The sequence below is a fragment of the Streptomyces sp. NBC_00388 genome (assembly GCF_036061255.1).
In the GTDB taxonomy this organism is placed as follows: Bacteria; Actinomycetota; Actinomycetes; order Streptomycetales; family Streptomycetaceae; genus Streptomyces.
On sequence record NZ_CP107948.1, the window covers coordinates 5,402,291 to 5,421,813 of the forward strand.

At 71.4% G+C, this 19,523-nt stretch carries 13 protein-coding genes; 6 read left to right on the forward strand and 7 right to left on the reverse strand.

Going from position 1 to position 19,523, the window contains the following annotated elements; genetic code table 11:
• Positions 1 to 11: 11 nt before the first annotated feature.
• Positions 12 to 1,667 (reverse strand): sensor histidine kinase, encoded by a 1,656-nt coding sequence (locus OG917_RS24245; protein WP_328319717.1) that lies wholly within the window; start codon positions 1,665 to 1,667, stop codon positions 12 to 14.
• 230 nt (positions 1,668 to 1,897) lie between these two features.
• Here OG917_RS24245 and murJ point away from each other — a divergent pair, with 230 nt between their 5' ends.
• Positions 1,898 to 3,565: a murein biosynthesis integral membrane protein MurJ gene (gene murJ, locus OG917_RS24250; protein ID WP_443059100.1), complete on the forward strand. Its 1,668-nt coding sequence runs from the start codon at positions 1,898 to 1,900 to the stop codon at positions 3,563 to 3,565.
• On the opposite strand, the gene OG917_RS24255 is transcribed toward murJ, so the two are convergent.
• The 4 genes from OG917_RS24255 to OG917_RS24270 form a co-directional block, all read right to left on the reverse strand.
• Positions 3,555 to 4,220: a response regulator transcription factor gene (locus OG917_RS24255; protein WP_328319718.1), complete on the reverse strand. Its 666-nt coding sequence runs from the start codon at positions 4,218 to 4,220 to the stop codon at positions 3,555 to 3,557. The two genes, murJ and OG917_RS24255, sit on opposite strands and share 11 nt — an antisense overlap.
• A 116-nt stretch (positions 4,221 to 4,336) precedes the next feature.
• Positions 4,337 to 5,968 (reverse strand): M4 family metallopeptidase, encoded by a 1,632-nt coding sequence (locus tag OG917_RS24260; RefSeq protein ID WP_328319719.1) that lies wholly within the window; start codon positions 5,966 to 5,968, stop codon positions 4,337 to 4,339.
• A gap of 195 nt (positions 5,969 to 6,163) precedes the next feature.
• A complete protein-coding gene (locus OG917_RS24265; RefSeq protein ID WP_328319720.1) occupies positions 6,164 to 8,194 on the reverse strand; it encodes a M4 family metallopeptidase in 2,031 nt (676 codons plus the stop codon).
• A gap of 160 nt (positions 8,195 to 8,354) precedes the next feature.
• Positions 8,355 to 9,275, reverse strand: coding sequence for a TetR/AcrR family transcriptional regulator C-terminal domain-containing protein (locus tag OG917_RS24270; protein WP_328319721.1), 921 nt, complete (start codon positions 9,273 to 9,275; stop codon positions 8,355 to 8,357).
• A 182-nt stretch (positions 9,276 to 9,457) separates the two neighbouring features.
• Here OG917_RS24270 and OG917_RS24275 point away from each other — a divergent pair, with 182 nt between their 5' ends.
• From OG917_RS24275 to OG917_RS24295, 5 genes are all read left to right on the forward strand, one after another.
• Positions 9,458 to 10,924, forward strand: a complete 1,467-nt coding sequence (locus OG917_RS24275; RefSeq protein ID WP_328322144.1) for an MFS transporter — start codon at positions 9,458 to 9,460, stop codon at positions 10,922 to 10,924.
• 187 nt (positions 10,925 to 11,111) lie between these two features.
• A complete protein-coding gene (locus tag OG917_RS24280; protein ID WP_328319722.1) occupies positions 11,112 to 12,035 on the forward strand; it encodes a sulfurtransferase in 924 nt (307 codons plus the stop codon).
• A gap of 146 nt (positions 12,036 to 12,181) precedes the next feature.
• Positions 12,182 to 12,691 (forward strand): DinB family protein, encoded by a 510-nt coding sequence (locus OG917_RS24285; RefSeq protein ID WP_328319723.1) that lies wholly within the window; start codon positions 12,182 to 12,184, stop codon positions 12,689 to 12,691.
• Between the two features lie 394 nt (positions 12,692 to 13,085).
• The gene (locus OG917_RS24290) at positions 13,086 to 15,128 is read left to right on the forward strand and encodes a Hint domain-containing protein (protein WP_328319724.1); all 2,043 of its coding nucleotides are present in this window, start codon (positions 13,086 to 13,088) and stop codon (positions 15,126 to 15,128) included.
• Between the two features lie 11 nt (positions 15,129 to 15,139).
• A complete protein-coding gene (locus OG917_RS24295; protein ID WP_328319725.1) occupies positions 15,140 to 15,646 on the forward strand; it encodes a hypothetical protein in 507 nt (168 codons plus the stop codon).
• A 150-nt stretch (positions 15,647 to 15,796) separates the two neighbouring features.
• On the opposite strand, the gene OG917_RS24300 is transcribed toward OG917_RS24295, so the two are convergent.
• Together OG917_RS24300 and OG917_RS24305 are read right to left on the reverse strand one after the other, a co-directional pair.
• Entirely contained in the window at positions 15,797 to 17,701 is a 1,905-nt protein-coding gene (locus OG917_RS24300; RefSeq protein ID WP_328319726.1) for an ABC transporter ATP-binding protein, read from the reverse strand.
• Positions 17,698 to 19,491 carry an ABC transporter ATP-binding protein gene (locus OG917_RS24305; protein ID WP_328319727.1) on the reverse strand — a complete coding sequence of 598 codons (1,794 nt, stop codon included), beginning with the start codon at positions 19,489 to 19,491 and terminating at the stop codon, positions 17,698 to 17,700. Before OG917_RS24305 ends, OG917_RS24300 begins: the two co-directional genes overlap by 4 nt.
• Positions 19,492 to 19,523 lie beyond the last annotated feature (32 nt).

Sequence of the window (19,523 nt, forward strand, 5' to 3'; positions counted from 1 at the left end):
CCGCCCACCGGTCAGCGGAGCACCGCCTTGGAGGTCAGGGCGCCCCCGCTGAAGCAGAGCCGGTACGCGGGCCGTTCGGTGAAGGGCCCCGCGCGGAAGTACCGGCACTCCTGACCGGCAGGCGCGGGCGGCGCACCCCCGGGTGCGCCGCCCAGCGCGTGGCGGGGGAGGCGCGCGCCGACCGCGCCCTCGGTGTCGCCGACCCGGATCAGTCCGTACCTGCCGCGGTCGAGGACCGTCTCGTACCGGGTCGCGAGAGCCACCGCGCCGATCAGCACCCCGATCGCGGCGGTGGCGGCCAGCGGGACCCAGATCGCCTGCTTCAGACGACGCCGCACCTGTTGTCTGGCATGTGCCAGCTCCCTCGCGGACGAGGGCTCTGCGGCGGCGACGGCGGCAGGGGCGCCGGGGCTGCGGGGCAGGGTGGCGGACACTTCGAAGCCGCCGCCGGGCAGCGGACCGTGGCGGAGCTTCCCGCCTGCGAGACGGATGCGTTCGTCGAGGCCGACCAGGCCCGTACCGCCGCCAAGACGCGGGCCCGTCCCGGAGCCCGGCCCGCCACCGGACTCTGCGCCCGGCCCGCCGTCAGGGCCGGCCCCGGTGTACGGGCCGAGGCCGTCCGGACCGCCGGGCTGCTCCGCCGCCGCGCCCGCCGTACCGACCGCCTCCAGGAGGACCGGAAGGGTGCCGGTCGGGTCCGCCGCACTGGTGACGGTGACGGTGAGGGCCGACTCCGACCTGACGAGCCGTACCGCCACCGGCGCCCCGGGAGCGTGCCGGGCCGCGTTGGTGAGCGACTCCTGGACGGTCCGGTGCACCGCGCGGCCGGTCATCGGGGCCAGCCCGGCCGCCGCCCCCTCACCGCTCAGCTCCACCACCATCCCCGAACTGCGGGCCCGCTCCACCTGTTCCCCGACGGTCTCGCCCGGTGGCGAGGCGACCGCGGTGTCGTTCTCCCGCAGGACACCGATGATGTCGCGCAGCCGGGCAGTGGCTTCCCCCGCCGCTGTACGCAGCTCGCCGGCCGCGCACTGCTGCTGTGTGCTCAGCGAAGGATCGACCTCAAGTGCCGCTGCCCGTACGGCGATCAGCGACAGGTCGTGACCGAGCGAGTCGTGCATGTCGCCCGCGATCCTGGAACGCTCCAGCAGCCGCGCCCGGTCCGCGGCGACGCGCTGTTCCTGCTCCAGCCGTCCGGCCAGCAGCCAGCCGGTGTCGACGAGTTGGGCGTACTGGCGCACATACCGGCCGAGCAGCCACGGCACCATCACCGCGAAGGCCAGGGTGGAGAGCTGTACGAGCCAGTTCCAGAGCTCCAGATGCGCGGCCAGGGTCAGCAGCAGCCCGGCCGCGGCCGTCCCGGCGAACACGTGCAGGGCGGGCCGGGCGAGCGCGGTCCGACGGCCGGCCAGATAGCCGAACACCACCAGGGACACGGCGTACTCGGGGGCCCAGAGCCGGGGAGTGACGGTGAGCGCGAGCACCACCGCGAGCAGCAGAGCGGTGAGCGGGCGCGCGCGGGACAGCACGACCCCCGTCCCGAGAACCGCGACCCCGGCCACCGGCCGCCACCCCGCACCACCACCACCGTCCACCGCGGCTCTCAGCACCACGGGCGCGCAGACCAGCGTCCCGAGTGCCAGGTCCGTGATCCGTTCGCTGCGCATGCACCCAGCTTGCCGGATCCGGCGGGCCCCCGGCCCCCGGCGAAAGTCGGGGGCCGGGGCTGCCTTTCGCCCCATGCGCCGCTCAGGCCGCGCTGCCTACCGTCGGCGCAGCGCAACACGGGCGGTACGGACAGCACGGCACGGAGCGGGGCGGGGGCAGGGGCGCAGTGGAGCGGACGGAGACCGGGGCGGAGCGGACCGGGGGTGCGGCGGGGGTGCGGGCGCACCGGATGCCCCGCCGGGGGCGGCACGCCGTAGTCAGAAAGCCGGGGCCGGTCCGGCGCGCGCTGCTGCGCCCCCAGGCACTGATGGCCGCAGGGACCGTGGTGTCCCGGGCCACCGGCCTGATCAGACAGGTGCTCCAGGCCGGAGCGCTCGGCACCGGGCTGCTCGCCACCACGTACAACCAGGCCAACACCGTCCCCGCGAGCCTGTACTTCCTTGTCGTCGGCGGTGCGCTCAACTCCGTCCTGGTGCCCCAGCTGGTGCGCGCCCGGCTCGAACAACCCGATGGCGGACGCGCCTTCGAGCAGCGGCTGGTCACCCTCACCCTGTCGGTGCTCGGCGCGGCCACCCTGATCGCGGTATGGGCAGCGCCGCAGATCATCGGCGTGTACCAGCGGGACACCCCGGCCGGCCACGCCGCTTTCCAGCTCACCGTCGCGTTCGCCCGGTTCCTGCTGCCGCAGATCTTCTTCTACGGGCTGTACGGCATCCTCGGGCAGGTCCTCAACGCCCGGAACCGATTCGGCGCCATGATGTGGACGCCCGTGCTCAACAACGTCCTGCTGATCGCGGTGTTCGGCTGGTACGCGGGACTCATGACGGCGGCCGGCGGGGTGCACGACATCACCCGCGCGCAGGTGACGCTGCTGGGCACCGGTACCACCCTGGCCCTCGCGGTCCAGGCCCTCGCCCTCGTCCCGTATGTCCGGGCGGCCGGATTCCGCTTCCGGCCGCGCTTCGACTGGCGGGGAACAGGGATGCGGGCGAGTGTCGCGTCGGCCCGCTGGACCCTGCTGTTCGTGCTCGCCAACCTGGTGGCGGCCACGCTGGTCACCCGCTACGCCACCGCCGCCGACCGGGCGCTGCCCCGGGCCGGAGTGGGCTTCACCGCGTACAGCTATGCGCAGACCATCTGGTCGCTGCCGCAGTCCGTCGTCACGGTCAGCCTGGTCACCGCCCTGCTGCCGCGGATGAGCCGGGCTGTCGCCGAGCACCGTGAGGACGACATGCGACGCGACCTCTCCCGGACCCTGCGGACCAGCGGCGCCGTCATCGTGCCCGCCGCCTTCTTCTTCCTCGCGCTCGGTCCCCAGCTGGCGCAGCTGCTCTTCGCCCACGGCGCCGCCGCACCCGCCGCCACCCGCCCGCTGGGCCGGATGCTGCAGGCGTTCGGGCCAGGTCTCGTACCGTTCTCCGCGCAGTACGTGCTGACGCGCGGCTTCTACGCCTTCGGGGACACCCGCACGCCTTTCCTGACGGCTCTCTGGACCGGAGCGGTCCAGATCGCGCTCGCCACCGGATGCCATCTGCTGCTGTCGCCGCGCTGGGCGGTGACCGGGATGGCCGCCTGCTACGGGGTGGCGTCCGCGGCCGGACTGGTGCTCACCGCGTGGCTGCTGCGCCGGAGGCTCGGCGGGCGGCTGGACGGCCGAAGGGTGTGCCGTACTTACGGAAGGCTGGGCGGGGCGGCGCTCACGGCGGCTGCCGCGGGGTGGACGGCGGCAGGGCTCTGCCCCGTGCCGTCCTCCTCGCCCGCCGTTGCCGCCGGGCTGGCCCTGGCCGCGGGCGGCGGAGTCATGCTCCTGCTCCATCTGCTGCTCGCACGGGCCTGGGGGGCCGCCGGGCCGCGCGGACTGCCGCGGCTGCGCCGGGAGCGGCCGGTCAGCCGGTGACCAGACCTGCCTCGTGGGCGAGGACGGCCAGCTGGACGCGATTCCGGAGTGCGAGGCGGGCGAGTACGGAGCTGACGTGGGCCTTGACGGTGCCTTCGACGACGTGCAGTTGCGCCGCGATCTCCGCGTTCGAGTGGCCTGCTCCGACGCGTGCCACCACCTCGCGTTCGCGGTCGGTGAGCGGCGCCAGCCGGGCACGCGCCTCCGTCGCGCGGGAGAGCCGCCCGGTGCCGAGGTGGGTGAGGACGCGCCGGGCCACGTCGGGAGAGAGGAACGCGGCGCCCCCGGCCACTGCCCGGACCCCGGCGATCAGCTCGCGCGGGTCGCCCGACTTGAGCAGGAAGCCGCTCACGCCGCTGTCGAGGGCCCGCACGATGTACGCGTCCTCGGAGAACGTGGTGAGCATGACGAGGGCGGTGTCCGGCGCCGCCGTCCGCAGTTGCTCCGCGGCCTGCAGGCCGTCGAGGCGCGGCATCCGGATGTCGAGCAGGGCGACGTCCGGCCGGTGCCGCAGGGCCAGTTCGACCGCCTCGTGCCCGTCGGCGGCCTCCGCCACGACCTCGATGGAGGGGTCGGCGGAGAGGACGGCCCTGATACCCGCGCGGATCAGGGCCTCGTCGTCGGCGAGCAGCACACGCACCCGTGGTTCGGTCATCCGCCCAGCCTAGGCCGGGTCCTCCCCGGACCCGGCCGGACAGCGGAAGGCCCCGCCACCCGCCGGTGTACGGCGCGGGGCGGGGCCTTCGCGGTGGAACGGGCCCAGCAGGCCCGCTACTTCACGTTGATGCCGGTCCAGGCGGCACCGACCGCCTTGTACTCGGCGCTGTCCGCGCCGTACAGGTCACTCGCCGCCTTGAGCGTCGCCGTGCGGGCCGCCGCGTAGTCGGTGGTCGAGGTCATGTACGTCGACAGGGCCTTGTACCAGATCTGGACGGCCTTGTCCCGGCCGATGCCGGTGACCGTGGAGCCGTCCGAGGTCGGCGAGTCGTAGTCGACGCCGTTCACGGTCTTCTTGCCGCTGCCCTCGCTGAGCAGGTAGAAGAAGTGGTTGGCCGGGCCCGACGAGTAGTGCACGTCGAGGTCGCCGAGGCTGGAGGACCAGTAGTCGGCCGAGCCGCCGTCCTTGCTGGGCTTGTCCATGTAGCGCAGCGGGGAGCCGTCGCCGTTGATGTTGATCTTCTCGCCGATGAGGTAGTCGCCCGGGTCGGCGGTGTTGTTGGCGTAGAACTCGACGGCGGTGCCGAAGATGTCCGACGTCGCCTCGTTGAGCCCACCGGACTCACCGGTGTAGTCCAGGGCGGCGGTGGCGGCCGTCAGGCCGTGCGACATCTCGTGGCCCGCGACGTCGATGGCGGTCAGCGGGTCGGCGTTGCCCTCGCCGTCGCCGTACGTCATGCAGAAGCAGCTGTCGTCCCAGAAGGCGTTGACGTACGAGTCGCCGTAGTGGACCCGGCTGTAGGACGCCTTGCCGTCACCGGCGATGCCGTTGCGCTTGAGGACGTTCTTGTAGAAGTCCCAGGTCTCGGCCGCGCCGTAGTGCGCGTCCGCCGCCGCGGTCTCCGCGTTCTTGGCGGTGCCGTCGCCCCACGTGTCGGTGGAGTTGCTGAACAGCGTGCCCTTGCCGGACGTCCCGTGGTTCAGGTTGAACGTCTGGTGGCCGCCGCGGGCACCGTCGTTGAGCGTGTACGACGAGCCGGACTTGGTCGTCCCCAGGGTGACCTTGCCGCTGTACTCGCTGTTGCCGGTGCCGGTCTTGACGGCCTGCCACTGGGAGAGCTTCTTGCCGGTGGCGGCGTCGGTGACCACGTGCAGCTGGCTCGGGGTGCCGTCGTCCTGGAAGCCGCCGACCACGGTCTCGTAGGCGAGGGTGGGCTTGCCGGTGGCCGCCCAGATCACCTTGCGCGGGGCCTTGTCGGCCGAAGCCTTGTCGGCGCCGGCGGACTTGGCGGCGCTGAGCGCCTTCTGCTGGGCGGTGGCCGGCTTCACGGCCGCGGTGGTGCCGGCGACCTTGATGGTCGCCTTGGTCGCCTTGGTGACCGTGGTCGCACCCGAGGCGGGGGTGTGCACGACGAGGTCGCCGCCGAGCACGGGGAGACCGGCGTAGGTCCGCTCGTACCGCGTGTGCGTCGTGCCGTTGGCGTCCTTGATGACGTCCCGGACGACGAGCTTCTCCTGGCTGCCGAGGCCCAGCTTGCCCGCGGTGCTCGCGGTGCCCGCGGCCGCCGTGCGCAGCAGGGCCGCGTGCTGAGTGGTGGAGAGGGCGAGCGCCCGCGCGGCCGGAGCGGCCTGCGCCGGGGCGGCGCCCGCGGCACCCGAGGAGAGGGTGGTGAGGCCGGTGGCCAGCAGCGCCGAGACGGCGATCGAACCGGCGATGCGCTGGGAACGCGATATGTGAGAGGTCACTCGATTTTCCCTTTCGAAGGTGGGGGGTTTGGGAGATGCGGGTGACGTGCGGGTGGTGGCGCCGCCCGGGGGAGATTGGGGTCCCCCGGGCAGCACTGTCCTGTGGAACGCGAACGGTCAAGCGGTCGAACAACGTTTCTGTGAAGCGCTGTTCGGTGGAACATTAGTGCGGCCGGGCGGCTTTGTGGCAGGAAATCAGAAGGTCAATTTCCAGCTGTTGAGCGTTCCGGTGTCCTGCCGTGCGACATCCTGGACCTTGAGCTTCCAGGTGCCGTTGGCCGTCTCGGTGGACGCGTTGACCGTGTACGAGGCCACCACGTTGTCCGCCGAGTCGGACGAACTGGAGTTCTTCAGCCGGTACGCCTTGCCGCTCGGGCCGACCAGGTCGACGACGAGGTCACCGCGGTAGGTGTGGCTGATGTCGACGTCCACCTTGAGCGTGGCCGGAGCCTTGCCCGTCACACCGGTGACCGCGATCGGCGAGTTGATCGCCGCACCGGCGTCCGGGATGGCGACCTTCGTGGTGGACTGGAAGACGGTGCCCGTGCCGGGGTCGCCGCCGCCGGGCCTGGCGCCGACGTTGATGCCTGCCCAGGCGTCCGCGACCGACTTGTACTCGGCGCTCGTCGCGCCGTACAGCTCACTCGCGACCGCCAGCGTCCCGGTGCGGGCCGCGGCGTAGTTGGTCGTCGAGGTGAACTTCTCGGTGAGCGCCTTGTACCAGATCAGCTGGGCCTTGTCGCGGCCTATGCCGGTGACGGGCAGGCCGTCGGAGGTCGGCGAGTCGTAGTTGACCCCGTTGATGGTCTTCTTGCCGCTGCCCTCGCTGAGCAGGTAGAAGAAGTGGTTGGCCGGGCCCGACGAGTAGTGCACGTCGAGTCCGCCGAGGCTGGAGGACCAGGCGTCCTTGGAGGCGCCGTCCTTGCTCGGCTTGTCCATGTAGCGCAGCGGCGTGCCGTCGCCGTTGATGTTGATCTTCTCGCCGATGAGGTAGTCGCCCGGGTCGGCGGTGTTGTTGGCGTAGAACTCGACCGACGTGCCGAAGATGTCGGACGTGGCCTCGTTGAGCCCGCCGGACTCTCCGCTGTAGTTGAGCCCCGCGGTCGCCGCCGTGACACCGTGCGACATCTCGTGTCCTGCGACGTCGATGGCGGTCAGCGGGTCGGCGTTGCCCTCGCCGTCGCCGTACGTCATGCAGAAGCAGCTGTCGTCCCAGAAGGCGTTCACGTACGCGTTGCCGTAGTGGACGCGCGAGTAGGCGGCGACGCCGTTGCCCGCGATCCCGGTCCGGCCGAAGACGTTCTTGTAGAAGTCCCAGGTCTCCGCCGCCCCGTAGTGGGCGTCGGCCGCCGCGGTCTCCGAGTTGGAGGCCTGGCCGTTGCCCCAGGTGTCCGTGGAGTTGGTGTACAGGGTGCCCTTGCCGGACGTCCCGTGGTTCAGGTTGTACGTGTTGTGGCCGCCGCGCGCCCCGTCGGTCAGCGAGTAGGTCGACCCCGACTTGGTCGTGCCGAGGGTGACCTGGCCGCTGTACTCGGTGTTGCCGACGCCGGTCTCGATGGCCTGACGCTCGAAGAGCTTCTTGCCCGTGGTGGCGTCGGTGATGACGTGCAGCTCGCTCGGCGTGCCGTCGTCCTGGAAACCGCCGACGACCGTCTCGTAGGCGAGCGTCGGCTTGCCCTGCGCCAGCCAGACCACCTTGCGGGGGGCCCGGTCGGCGGACTTCTTCGCCGAACCCTGCGCTGCCGCGGCCTTCAGCGCCGACTTCTCGGCGGCGGCCGGCGCGACGGAGGCGCTGGTGTCCACGTTCTTGAGTTCCGCGCGGGACGCCTTGGTGACGCCCTCGGTCGCTCCCGCCTTGGAGGCGTCGACGACGAGGTCGCCGCCGAGGACGGGGAACCCGTCGTACGTGCGCTCGTACCGGGTGTGCGTGGTGCCGTCCCGGTCCTTGGTGACGTCGTGGACCTGGAGCTGTTCATGTGCTCCGAGCCCGAGACTCCTGGCGGTGTCCGCCTTGGTGGCGTTGGCCTTCCGGAGGAGCTCGGCCCGCTGCGAGGGCGAGAGCGCCGCGGGGGCCGCGCCGGGTGCGGACTTGCCGGTGACCGCTGCGGAGGCGGCGGTGGTCCCGGGTGAAGCGGAGGCGGTGCCGGCCTGAACTCCTACGGCGAGCAGTGCCGCAGCGGCGACGAGGGCGCCGGTGGCGGTGGCACGACGGTGCGTGGGTCTCACGCGGACTCCTTCTGCAAGGGTGGACAGAGCGACCTGGTGGGCCGCCTGACGAGCAAGCAGTGCGCAGAACGGGGAGAGAGTGACATCTGTGAGGACCCTGTGTCAGGACCGCGTCAAAAGGTTGGCCGGAAATCGTCCGTTGTCCACAAGGTCGTGTTCGCTATACGGAATGTTTGCTGACAAGTACCGCTGTGCCGTCCAGAATCCGGGACAGACCGAACTCGAAGACCCTTCCGAGGTCCAGCTCGAAGCCCCCGTGTTCGCCGAGCGAATTGAGATGCGGATAGGCCCCGGTCACCGCGAGAGCCGCGAACTGTGTCTCGTTCCGGGCCATCCACGCGTCGTTGGAGACACCGGTGTCCTGAACGGCCTGCCCTTCCAGGTCGGTGGCGGTCGCCAGCCCCTGGACATGACCGAAGAGGGTGAGATGCAGGTGCATCACCTGCTCCTTCGACAGGCCGGTGTCCGCCCCCGCCCGCAGCATCCACTCCGTGTACGCCATCGCGTTCGGGGCCGGCACGGGACGGGTGAAGGAGGCCACCGCCCGCGCCATCCACGAGTGCCGCCGGTGGGACTCCCACAGCCAGCGCGCGCCGAGTTCGAACCTGTCCCGCCAGTCCGCCGGCTGCACCGCGGGCAGCGGCCGCTCACCGTAGACGGCGTCCGCCATCAGCCGGACCAGCTCGCCCTTTCCCTGCACGTACCGGTACAGGGCCATCGTGGACAGGCCCAGCTCGGTGGCCACCCGCCGCATCGAGAGCGTGGCCAGCCCCTCGGCGTCGGCGAACGCGACAGCGGTACGGACGATGCGGTCGCGGGTCGGTCCTGGCGCGGCGGACGGCGCTGAGACCGGGCCCGCCGCGGAGGGCGCCGTCACGACGGTGCCGATGCCGGGCACCGCCCGGACCAGCCCCTCCGTGCGCAGCGCGGCCAGCGCCTTCGTGGCGGTAGCCATCGCCACCCCGCACTCCCGGACGATCGCCCGGGTCGAGGGGACCCGGTCTCCCGGGGCGAGCTCGCCCGACTCGATCCTGCGGCGGATGCCGGCGGCGACGCGGAGGTAGGGCGGCAGAGTGTCCATCCCCCCACCGTACTAGTGCACTTGAAAGCGGAAAGCCTGCTGGGCCAAGGGGTGTACCAGGGTGCACCAGGGAGACGTTTGCGGTGTACGTGGCGCGCTGTTTCGCTCCCGGAGTGACCTCTCCCACCGCACTCACCGCACCCACCGCGGGCCGCAGGGAATGGACCGCGCTCGCGGTACTGATGCTCCCGCTGCTCCTCGTCTCGATGGACGTCTCCATCCTCTACTTCGCCATCCCGTACATCAGCCGGGACCTGGAGCCGAGCGCCACCCAGCAGTTGTGGATGCTCGACATGTACGGCTTCGTGCTCGCCGGACTGCTGATCACCATGGGCTCGCTCGGCGACCGCATCGGACGGCGCCGCCTGGTGCTGGCGGGGGCGGTCCTCTTCGGCGCCGCGTCGGCCGCGGCGGCCTATGCCCACAGCGCCGAACAGCTCATCGCGGTAAGGGCGTTGCTCGGTGTCGGAGGTGCGGCGCTGATGCCGTCGACGCTCGCGCTCATCCGCCACCTCTTCCGCGACGCGGGGCAGCGCGCGAAGGCGGTCGCTCTGTGGACCGCCGTGATGACCACCGGCATCTCACTCGGCCCGGTGGTCAGCGGAGTGCTGCTCGCCCACTTCTGGTGGGGTTCGGTCTTCCTCGTCAACCTGCCGGCGATGGCCCTGCTCCTGGTACTCGGCCCGCTGCTGCTGCCGGAGTCCCGGTCCCCGGCCGCCGGCCGCTTCGACCTGCTGAGCTCAGTACTCTCACTCGCCGCGCTGCTCCCCGCCATCCGCGGCATCAAGGAACTCGCCGCGCACGGATACACGACGCTGAACGCGCTCTCCGTCCTGGCGGGCCTGGCCGTCGGTGTCCTCTTCGTACGACGGCAACGGCGCCTCGCCCACCCGATGGTCGACCTCGCACTCCTGCGGCGCCCCGCCTTCTGCGGCTCGCTGCTCGTCAGTCTGCTCGCCGTATTCGCGACGGTCGGGTTCGCGGTCTTCCTCACCCAGTACCTCCAGAGCGTGCTGGGGATGAGCCCGCTCACCGCTGCCCTCTGGTCGCTGGTCCCGATGGCGGGAGTGGCCGTACTCGCACCGGCAGGCGCCCTGCTCGCCAGGCGCTTCGACCGGGCGTACGTGATGAGCGCGGGCTTCTCCGTCTCGGCGTGCGGCTTTCTCTGGCTGAGCCGGGTGCACGGCGGTTCGCCGCTCTGGTCCACGCTTGCGGGCTCCGCGGTCTACGCGGGCGGACTGGTCGCGGCCATGACGCTCGCCAACGAACTCGCTCTCGGCGCCGCTCCGCCGAAGCGTGCGGGCTCTGCCGCCGCAGTCCTGGAATCCGGGCAGGAACTGGGCGGAGCCCTGGGCATGGCTGTCCTCGGTTCCATCGGGGCCGCCGTCTACCGGAGCGACATGGCGGGGGCGCCGGGAGCGGTGCGCGAGACGCTCGGCGGCGCGACAGCGGTGGCACACGGCGCGCTCCTCACGTCGGCGCACCACGCGTTCGTCCACGGCTTCGACCTCGCCGCGATCGGTGCTGCCGTGGCGATGGCGGGCGCGGCGGTTCTCTCCGTCGTACTGCTGAGGGGTGCGCCTCCGGCAGGGGAGCCGGACAGCGGCCCAGCGGCAGAACGGCCCACCACGGCCGCACCGGCGTGCTGACGTGTTCCGGCGTGGAGCGCGGGTCGCGCGTCCTGGTGCCTGCCGCAGGAACGTGAGGGTTCCGCTGCCGGCCGGGCGGTGTGCCGGCCGTATTCAAGTGGGCAGGCCGGACGGGGAGATGGCAGCCTGTCCCTTCGGGCCGGGCGATTGCCCCGCCGGAACTGCCCGAACCCGGGGGAGACAACGGATGAGCACGCGTAACACGCCGGGACAGGGGGCCGTCCCGCCGGTCGGCGCGCTGCCCGGGCCGCTGGTGGGCCCCGACTGGCTCGCTCCCCGGCTCGGCGGTCCCGGGCTGGTGGTGCTCGACGCGTCGGTAGGGGCGCACAGGCCGGTCGAACCGGACTCCGGCCGCTTGCGGGAGGACTGGCAGGGAGTGCCGGGCGCCCGGGTCTTCGACATCGACGGCGCGCTGTCCGACGGAGCGAGCCCACTGCCGCACACGATGCCAGGAGCGGAACGCTTCACCGGAGAACTGCGTGCGCTCGGTGTGGACGACGACGACACGGTCGTGGTCTACGACGCCGTGGGCATCTACTCCAGCGCCCGTGCCTGGTGGATGCTCCGGGCGATGGGACTCGACCGCGTCGCGGTGCTCGACGGCGGACTGCCCGCCTGGACGGCGGCGGGGCTCCCGGTGGCGACAGCCGGGCCCGGGCCGGTGGACCGCCGGGGGGACTTCACCGCCCGGCCGCGCACGGGACTGATCGTCGGCAGCGCCGAGGTCACCGCGGCGCTCAACGATCCGGACGCGGCAGTCCTGGACGCACGCACCCGCGAACGGTTCTCCGGCGCGGCGGCCGAGCCCCGCCCCGGTCTGCGCGGCGGCCATATGCCCGGAGCGCTGAACCTGCCCTTCGGGGAGCTCCAGCACGACGGCCTGATGGCGCCGCCCGCCGAACTGCGGGCCGCCTTCTCCGCGATCGCGGGGGAGCGGCGGAGGCTGGTGGCCGGCTGCGGATCGGGCGTCACCGCCTGCGTCCTGGCGCTGGGCGCGACTCTCGCCGGATACCGCGACCTGTCCGTGTACGACGGGTCCTGGGCCGAGTGGGGCCTACCGTCGGACCGGCCCGTGGAGACCGGCGGTGGCCGGCCCGCCCGCAGGGTTTGAGGGGGCGGCGCGGGCCCCGCGGGGCAGCCCCTCGGAGCAGCTGGGGAGACAGGTGCGCGCAGCACCGGGCAGCCGCGGGACCGGACACGAGCCCGGACCGTGTACGCGCACGGATATGCAGGCAGCAAGGGATGAGGAGCAAGCCAGTGGCCGATGACCACCGCACAGGACCGCCCACTTCAGGAAGCGAACGTGACACGTTGCGGGCGTTCCTCGAATACCACCGCGCGACCCTCGCCATGAAGTGTGCGGGACTCTCCGACGAGGAGCTGCGGCAGCAGTCGATGGCGCCGTCGACGCTGTCGCTGCTCGGCCTGGTACGGCACATGGCGGAAGTCGAACGCGCCTGGTTCCGGCGGACGTTCGAGGACAGCGAAGTGCCTCTGGTCTGGTCGGACAGGACCGACTTCCAGGCGGCGTACGACGCGAGCACATCGACCGGGGCCGAGGCGTTCACCGCCTGGGAGGCCGAGGTGGAGAACGCGCGCCGTATCGAGCGGGAGGCCGCGTCCCTGGACCTGACCGGGCATCAACCGCGGTGGGGCAAGGACGTGTCGCTGCGCATGGTGATGGTGCATGTGCTCCTGGAGTACGGACGCCACAACGGGCACGCCGACCTCCTGCGCGAGGGGATCGACGGAACGGTCGGCGCCTGAGCCCGCTGCGGGCCCCTCTGCGAGGACTGAATCGCGTACACCCCGCTCCTGCTCCTCACCGGTTCTGATTTCTAGAGATTTTTTCTAGAAGAACACTCCAATTATGGGCTCCGGTGTCCCAGACTGGGGGCTCCACGTCACGGTGCGAGGGCACGAGGGCGCGCCGTTCGGAGCGCCCGCGGCCTGTGTGCGGCACGTGCGGGGTGCGTGCCCGGCAGGGCGCGACCTCGCGCACGGAGCGGATGAGGGGGATGGCATGGCCGAAGAGGAGCACGTCCCAGGGCGGCCGCCGGGCGAGCGGCAGGGCCCGCCTCCGCGTCCCGGCCGGCCTCCGGGGCCGTTACCCGGGTCACGGTTGCGCCGGTGGGCGCAACTGCCCTTACGGCAGCGTCTGTTGTGGTCCGGCGCTGCCGGGGTCGTCATCCTCGCGCTGGTGGCCGGCGTCCTGATGGTGACGGGCACAGGGGACTCCGGCAGCACCCACGCGGCGGTCAGGCGCAACCTGCAGCCTTTCCGGCAGGCGGTCGAGGGCCTCGCCGGTGCGCGAGGCCTGCGCTACCGGGACACCTCCGCCTTCGGGATCACCGAGAACGGGATCACCGTGACCGCCGGAGGGAGCAAGTACGGCGCCACGAGCTCCGGCGGGGGCGTGGACCACCGGACCGACGAGGACGTGCTGGACGTCGGCGGCAAGACCTTCCTGCGGTGGCAGAAGGACCCGTCGCCCGCCCCGGGCGCCAAGCCCGGCAACGGGCCCAGTGAGTGGATGGTCGGCCTGGACGACGGGGATTCCCTCATTCACGAGGCTCTCAGCCGTACTGTCCCGCCGCATCAGTTGGCCGGTGTGCTCTCGAAGGCCCTGGACGCACTGGAGAAGACCCCGGCTCCGGCGCACCAGCCGGCCGAGCGGCCCCGGAGCGTCCAGGGCGAGCCGGCGCTCGCGGCCGACACCTCGGCAGGCCGTCTCCTGGTGACGAGGCAGGCGCCTCACCGGGTCCTGCGGCTGGAACCGTACGACCTGCACGACGAGCTCACCCAGCGCCTCAAGGACGGGGAGGCGCCGACATCCATCCCGGAGGTGACCACCGGGCCGCTGGCCGCGGGCGGCGCCGAGGGTATGGACCTCACGCCGGTCGTCGGGGCCGCCGTCCAGGCGATGTTCGACACCCTGCTGAGCTACACCAAGGAACTCAAGAACGCCGGCGACGACGGCATCGACTTCACGCTCGACGGCCTGGGGGACCTGAAGTGCGGCGCCGGGGGCTGCTCGGTGGTCCAGAAGTTCACGGGCGACGTCTCCGCCAAGGCCAGGACGGAACGTGTCACCGCGGGCGAGGTGAGCGCGGTCCTGAACGCCACCTTCTCTATCGGCGGCCGGTCCGCGGGCAAGTGCACCAGCCAACGGGGCACCTTCCCGCTGTCCGGCAGTGCGGTGTCGGGCACTCTGACGTGCTCGGACCCGGGCGCCGGGTCCGTCTACTCGTCGGTCGCGGCGCAGTACAAGGCGCAGGCGGACGCCAGGTCGCGGGCCAGTGGCGGCGCGACGGTCCGCTACACCATCCCCTTCCGTGCCGACACCCTGGTCGACGCCCGCGCCCTGGCCACGGTCGAGGTCGACCGGCTGGTCGACCGCGTACAGAAGGAACGGGACGCGGCGGACTGCGCCACCCCCCACAGCTTCCCGCCGGACACCCAGGTCCTCCTCGCGGACGGAACCCACCGGGCCATCAGCGGTATCCGCGCCGGGGACCGGGTCACAGCGACCGACCCGGGGCGCGGACTCACGGTCGCGAGGCCGGTCACCCGCACCATCACCACGGACGACGACGAGAACTTCACGCGCCTCACGGTCTCCACCTCCCGGGGCCCCGCGGCCGTCACCGCGACCGATAACCACCCGTTCTGGCTGACGAACACCGGCCACTGGACGGACGCGGCCGCGATCCGCCCGGGCGACGCACTGCGCAGCCCCGGGGGAGCGCCCTTCCGGGTGACGGCGGTGTCCGACCAGCGGGGCCGGGAGCGCACGTATGACCTCACGGTCGGGGGGCTCCATACGTACTATGTGCTGGCCGGTGGGGCGCCCGTCCTGGTGCATAACAGCAACGATTGCGTCAACTGGGCTGTCAGCAGTGTCAAGACGTGGGGTCATACCTTCAAGACTCATGGTGCCGGAGCGAAGAACACGAAGAGTCTGACCGATCGAGCGCGTAGTACGGGAAAGCAGCAGGGGCAATGGCTGGACAACGGCGCCGCTGCAGATTTCTTGAAAGGGATCCATGTTCAAGGGTTCGGACCCAGGGCGGTGCGCATTCCGGATGGCTTGGGGCAGGTGATCATGCCGGACGGGAGCATCGCTCAAGCGGGGGCGGCTACCATTGTCCCGAGCTCGAATGGGCTTTACAAAACCGCCTATCCGATCACCGGGACGAGCTAGAGGTTGAAGAGATGAGCTTCTCGGTGTGGTTCCTTCCTGCCGCGACATCCGACGCTCCCAGGTTTCCCTCAGCGGGGCAGGAGTCGAGTGACGATTACGAGACCCTTGTCATAGAGGCGTGCGGGGTTCTCTCTGAAACTCGGGGCGCGATCTTTCGGATCAGTGGATTCGGGTGTGATGAGTGGCCGCTCGATGTTGCGTATGACTTGTCCACCTTCATGGAACAGTTTCCTGGACTGTTGGCGGCCATACGTGAACGCCGCGAAATCGAAGTGGATCTGTACGGGCAGGGAGTCGAGAGGGCTTTGGCTTTCCGTCCAGTCGATGCCGGCGTCGTGATCACGTGCGATTCGCGTACCGATTGGGTGCCGGATCCGGATTTCGAGAGGGTCGGCCACGACGAACTGGTGGCGATGCTGGTGAAATTGGCCGCTGATTTCGCTGGAGGGCTGAGTGCCACCAACTGTGCACTGGCCGAGGTTGCGCCGTTCGCGTCCTGGTTGGAGGGGCGCGCGTAAGGGCTGTCCCGTGGCCACGCTGCGCAAAACCCACGTGTGGCTCCGGGTTACGCAGCAGAAACACGAGTGGCCTCGTCAGGAGCGCTGACGAGGCCACTCGTGGGGCCGCAGTAGTGAGTGACCTCAGGGCATCACGCGCCGCCCCCCCCCTCACCCCACCACGCTCTCCCGCCAAGCCCGGTGCAGTCCCGCGAATTGCCCGCTGCCCCCGATGAGGGACTCCGGGGGGCCGTCCTCGACGATGCGGCCGTCCTCCATCACCAGGACCCGGTCGGCGATCTCCACCGTGGAGAGGCGGTGGGCGATGACGACCGCGGTGCGGCCGTGCAGCACCGTGTCCATGGCGTGCTGCACCGCCCGCTCGCCCGGGATGTCCAGCGAGCTGGTCGCCTCGTCGAGGATCAGTACGGCCGGGTCGGCGAGCAGCGCGCGGGCGAAGGCCACCAACTGGCGCTGCCCCGCTGAGATCCGGCCGCCCCGTTTCCGTACGTCCGTCTCGTATCCCTCCGGCAGCGCACTGATGAATTCGTGCGCGCCGATCGCCTCCGCCGCCTGCCGGATGTCGGCAGGAGTGGCCTCCGGGCGGCCGATGGCGATGTTCTCGGCGATCGTCCCGGAGAACAGGAACGCCTCCTGCGTCACCATCACGACCCCGCGCCGCAGTTCGGGTACGTCCAGGTCGCCCAGGGCGACGCCGTCGAGCCGGATATGTCCTTCCGTCGGGTCGTAGAAGCGGGCGAGGAGCTTGGCGAGAGTCGACTTGCCCGCACCGGTCGAGCCGACGACCGCGACGGTCTGTCCCGCCGGGATGGTGAGGTCGAAACGGGGCAGTACCTCGCCGCCGGTGCGGTAGGCGAACCGGACACCGTCGAAGACCACCTCACGGCCGGGGTGCTCCGAGGCGAGAGGTGGCAGGGTACGCGGGGACACCGGGGCCGGGACCGTCGGCTCCTGGGCCAGCAGACCGGCGATCTTCTCCAGCGAGGCGGCAGCCGACTGGTAGGAGTTGAGGAACATGCCCAGCCGGTCGATCGGGTCGTACAGCCTGCGCAGATACAGCACCGACGCGGCCAGCACGCCGAGAGCGAGCCCGCCCTGGGTGACCCGGTAGGCGCCCCACAGCACGATGCCCGCGACAGCGGTGTTGGCGACCAGCCGGGAGCCGGTCACATAGCGCGCCATCTCCAGCAGGGAGTCCCCGTTGGCCCGCTCGTGGCGGTGGTTCAGCCGGTCGAACTCGGCGTCGTTGGCACGCTCCCGGCGGAAGGCACGCACCGGCCGGATCCCGTTCATGGTCTCGGCGAATTTCACGATCACGGCGGCGACGGCGGTGGAGCGGCGGCTGAACACGGCGGTGACGCGCTGCCGGTAGCGCCGGATCAGCAGGTACAGCGGTACGAACGACAGCACCGCGACCGCGCCGAGCCCGAAGTCCAGGTAGAGCAGCATCGCGCAGATGTAGACGGCGGAGAGCACCACGCCGATGAGCTCCTGGAGCCCCTCGCTGAGCAGTTCGCGCAGGGACTCCACATCGCTGGTGGACCGCGAGATCAGCCGGCCGGACGTGTAGCGCTCGTGGAAGTCCACGCTCAGCGCCTGCGCGTGGCGGAAGATCCGGCCCCGCAGATCCAGCAGAGCGCCCTGGTTGGCCCGGGCGGAGACGGCGACGAACGCGTACTGCAGCCCGCCGGAGAGCAGCGCGCAGACGAGGTAGCCGACGCCCACCGCGATCAGCGGGCCGTGGTCGTCGGCGCGGAAGGAGGGGACGCCGGTGTCGATGGCGTACGCGACGAGCAGTGGTCCGGCCTGCACGGCCGCCTGCTGGACCAGCATCAGCACGGCGGCGACGATGGCGGTCTTCCGCTGCGGTGCGATGAGCGAGCGCAGCAGAGCGCCGGTCGCGCCGGGCGGAGCGGGCAGGTCGTCCTTGTCGAACGGGTCGTCGCCCGGCTTCTGCCGTACCGGGGCCGGGCCCGCGGCGGGGTCGCCGCCCGGCCCGCTGCCAGGCCCCGGCTCCGGTTCGGCGACCTCCAGGCCGTCCACGGTGGTGGTCATCGGTTCCCGTCCCCTTCGGCGCCGGACATCAGCCAGGCGTACTCGGCGTTGCTGTGCAGGAGTTCGTGGTGGGTGCCGACCGCTTCGATGCGTCCCCCGGAGAGCAGCGCGACCCGGTCGGCGAGGAGCACGGTCGAGGGACGGTGCGCGATGACGAGCGCCGTCGTCTCCGCAAGCACCCGGCGCAGGGCGGCCTCAACCAGTGCCTCGGTGTGCACATCGAGGGCCGACAGCGGATCGTCGAGCACCAGGAAGCGAGGCTGCCCGACCACGGCCCTGGCCAGCGCCAGCCGCTGGCGCTGCCCGCCGGACAGGCTCAGCCCCTGCTCGCCGACCTGGGTGTCCGGGCCGTGCGGCAGTGTGTGCACGAAGTCGGCCTGGGCGGTGGAGAGGGCGCGCAGCAGCGCGTCGTGGTCCGCGTCCGAGTCGCCCATCCGGACGTTCTCGCCGACGCTCGCGGAGAAGAGGGTGGGCTCCTCGAAGGCGACCGACACCAGCTCTCGCAAGTGTGCGCGGGGCATGCCCGTGATGTCCCGGCCGTCGAGGGTGATGCGGCCCCCGGTGATCTCGTGCAGCCGCGGTACGAGCGTGGTGAGGGTGGTCTTGCCCGAACCGGTGGCACCCACCAGGGCCAGCGTCTCGCCGGGCCTGATGTGCAGGTCGATGCCGGCGAGGACGGAAGGGGTGCCGGGCGCGGCGTCCGGGTACCGGAACTCGACCCCCTCGAACCGCAGGCCGCCCTCGTCGGGGCCGGGCCCCGTGCCGGTACCGGTCACGGCCGGAAGGGCCTCGTCCGCCTCCTGGGCCACGTCGATCACCTCGAAGTACCGCTGGGTGGCGGTGGCCGCGTCCTGGCTGATCGCCAGCAGGAAGCCGATCGACTCCACCGGCCAGCGCAGGGCGAGCGCGGTGGAGAGGAAGGCGACCAGGGTGCCCGCGGAGAGCCGGTCGTCGGCGACCTGGACCGTACCGAGGACCAGGGCGGCGGCGATCGCCAGCTCCGGAATGGTCGTGATGACCGCCCAGATACCGGCGAGCAGCCGCGCCTTGGCCAGCTCGGTGGAGCGCAGCCGCCCGGACAGCTCACGGAAGGCGCGGGCCTGGCTGCGGTGGCGCCCGAAGCCCTTGATGATGCGGATGCCCAGCACGCTCTCCTCGACGACCGTGGTGAGGTCGCCGACCTGGTCCTGGGAGACCCTCGCGACCTTGGAGTACTTCGTCTCGAAGGTCTTGCAGAGGATCACCAGCGGAATCGCGGGAGCCAGCAGTACCAGCCCCAGTGTCCACTGCTGCACCAGCAGAATGACGAAGCCGACGACGATCGTCACCCCGTTGACCAGGAGGAACGTCAGCGGGAAGGCGAGGAACATCCGCACCATCATCAGATCGGTCGTGCCGCGCGAGAGCAGCTGTCCCGAGGGCCACCGGTCGTGGAAGGCCACCGGGAGGCGTTGCAGATGCCGGTAGAGATCGGCCCGCATCGAGGCCTCGACCGAGGCGAGCGGCCGGCCCACCAGCCACCGGCGGAGGCCGAACAGCAGTGCCTCGGCGACCCCGAGCCCGAACAGCGCCAGCGCGCCGAGCCAGATCCCGCCGGTGTCCCCGTCCCGCACCGGGCCGTCGACGATCCACTTCAGGACGAGCGGGATGACCAGGCTCAGACAGGAGGCGACGATCGCGACGAATGCGGCGGTGCCCAGCCGTCTTCGCACCGGCCGCACATACGGCCAGAGCCGCAGCAGCGAGCGTACGCCGGACAGTTGTCTGTCTGTTGCATGTGTTTCGGGCATAGAGGGCGAGCCTACGGACTGCCACTGACAGT

Coding starts and splice junctions, on each gene's coding strand:
- OG917_RS24255 (WP_328319718.1), bottom strand. CDS start 4,220: ATGACCGAACCACGGGTGCGTGTGCTGCTCGCCGACGACGAGGCCCTG.
- OG917_RS24275 (WP_328322144.1), top strand. CDS start 9,458: ATGCTCCCGCTGCTCCTCGTCTCGATGGACGTCTCCATCCTCTACTTC.
- OG917_RS24305 (WP_328319727.1), bottom strand. CDS start 19,491: ATGCCCGAAACACATGCAACAGACAGACAACTGTCCGGCGTACGCTCG.
- OG917_RS24295 (WP_328319725.1), top strand. CDS start 15,140: ATGAGCTTCTCGGTGTGGTTCCTTCCTGCCGCGACATCCGACGCTCCC.
- OG917_RS24245 (WP_328319717.1), bottom strand. CDS start 1,667: ATGCGCAGCGAACGGATCACGGACCTGGCACTCGGGACGCTGGTCTGC.
- murJ (WP_443059100.1), top strand. CDS start 1,898: ATGCCCCGCCGGGGGCGGCACGCCGTAGTCAGAAAGCCGGGGCCGGTC.
- OG917_RS24300 (WP_328319726.1), bottom strand. CDS start 17,701: ATGACCACCACCGTGGACGGCCTGGAGGTCGCCGAACCGGAGCCGGGG.
- OG917_RS24270 (WP_328319721.1), bottom strand. CDS start 9,275: ATGGACACTCTGCCGCCCTACCTCCGCGTCGCCGCCGGCATCCGCCGC.
- OG917_RS24280 (WP_328319722.1), top strand. CDS start 11,112: ATGAGCACGCGTAACACGCCGGGACAGGGGGCCGTCCCGCCGGTCGGC.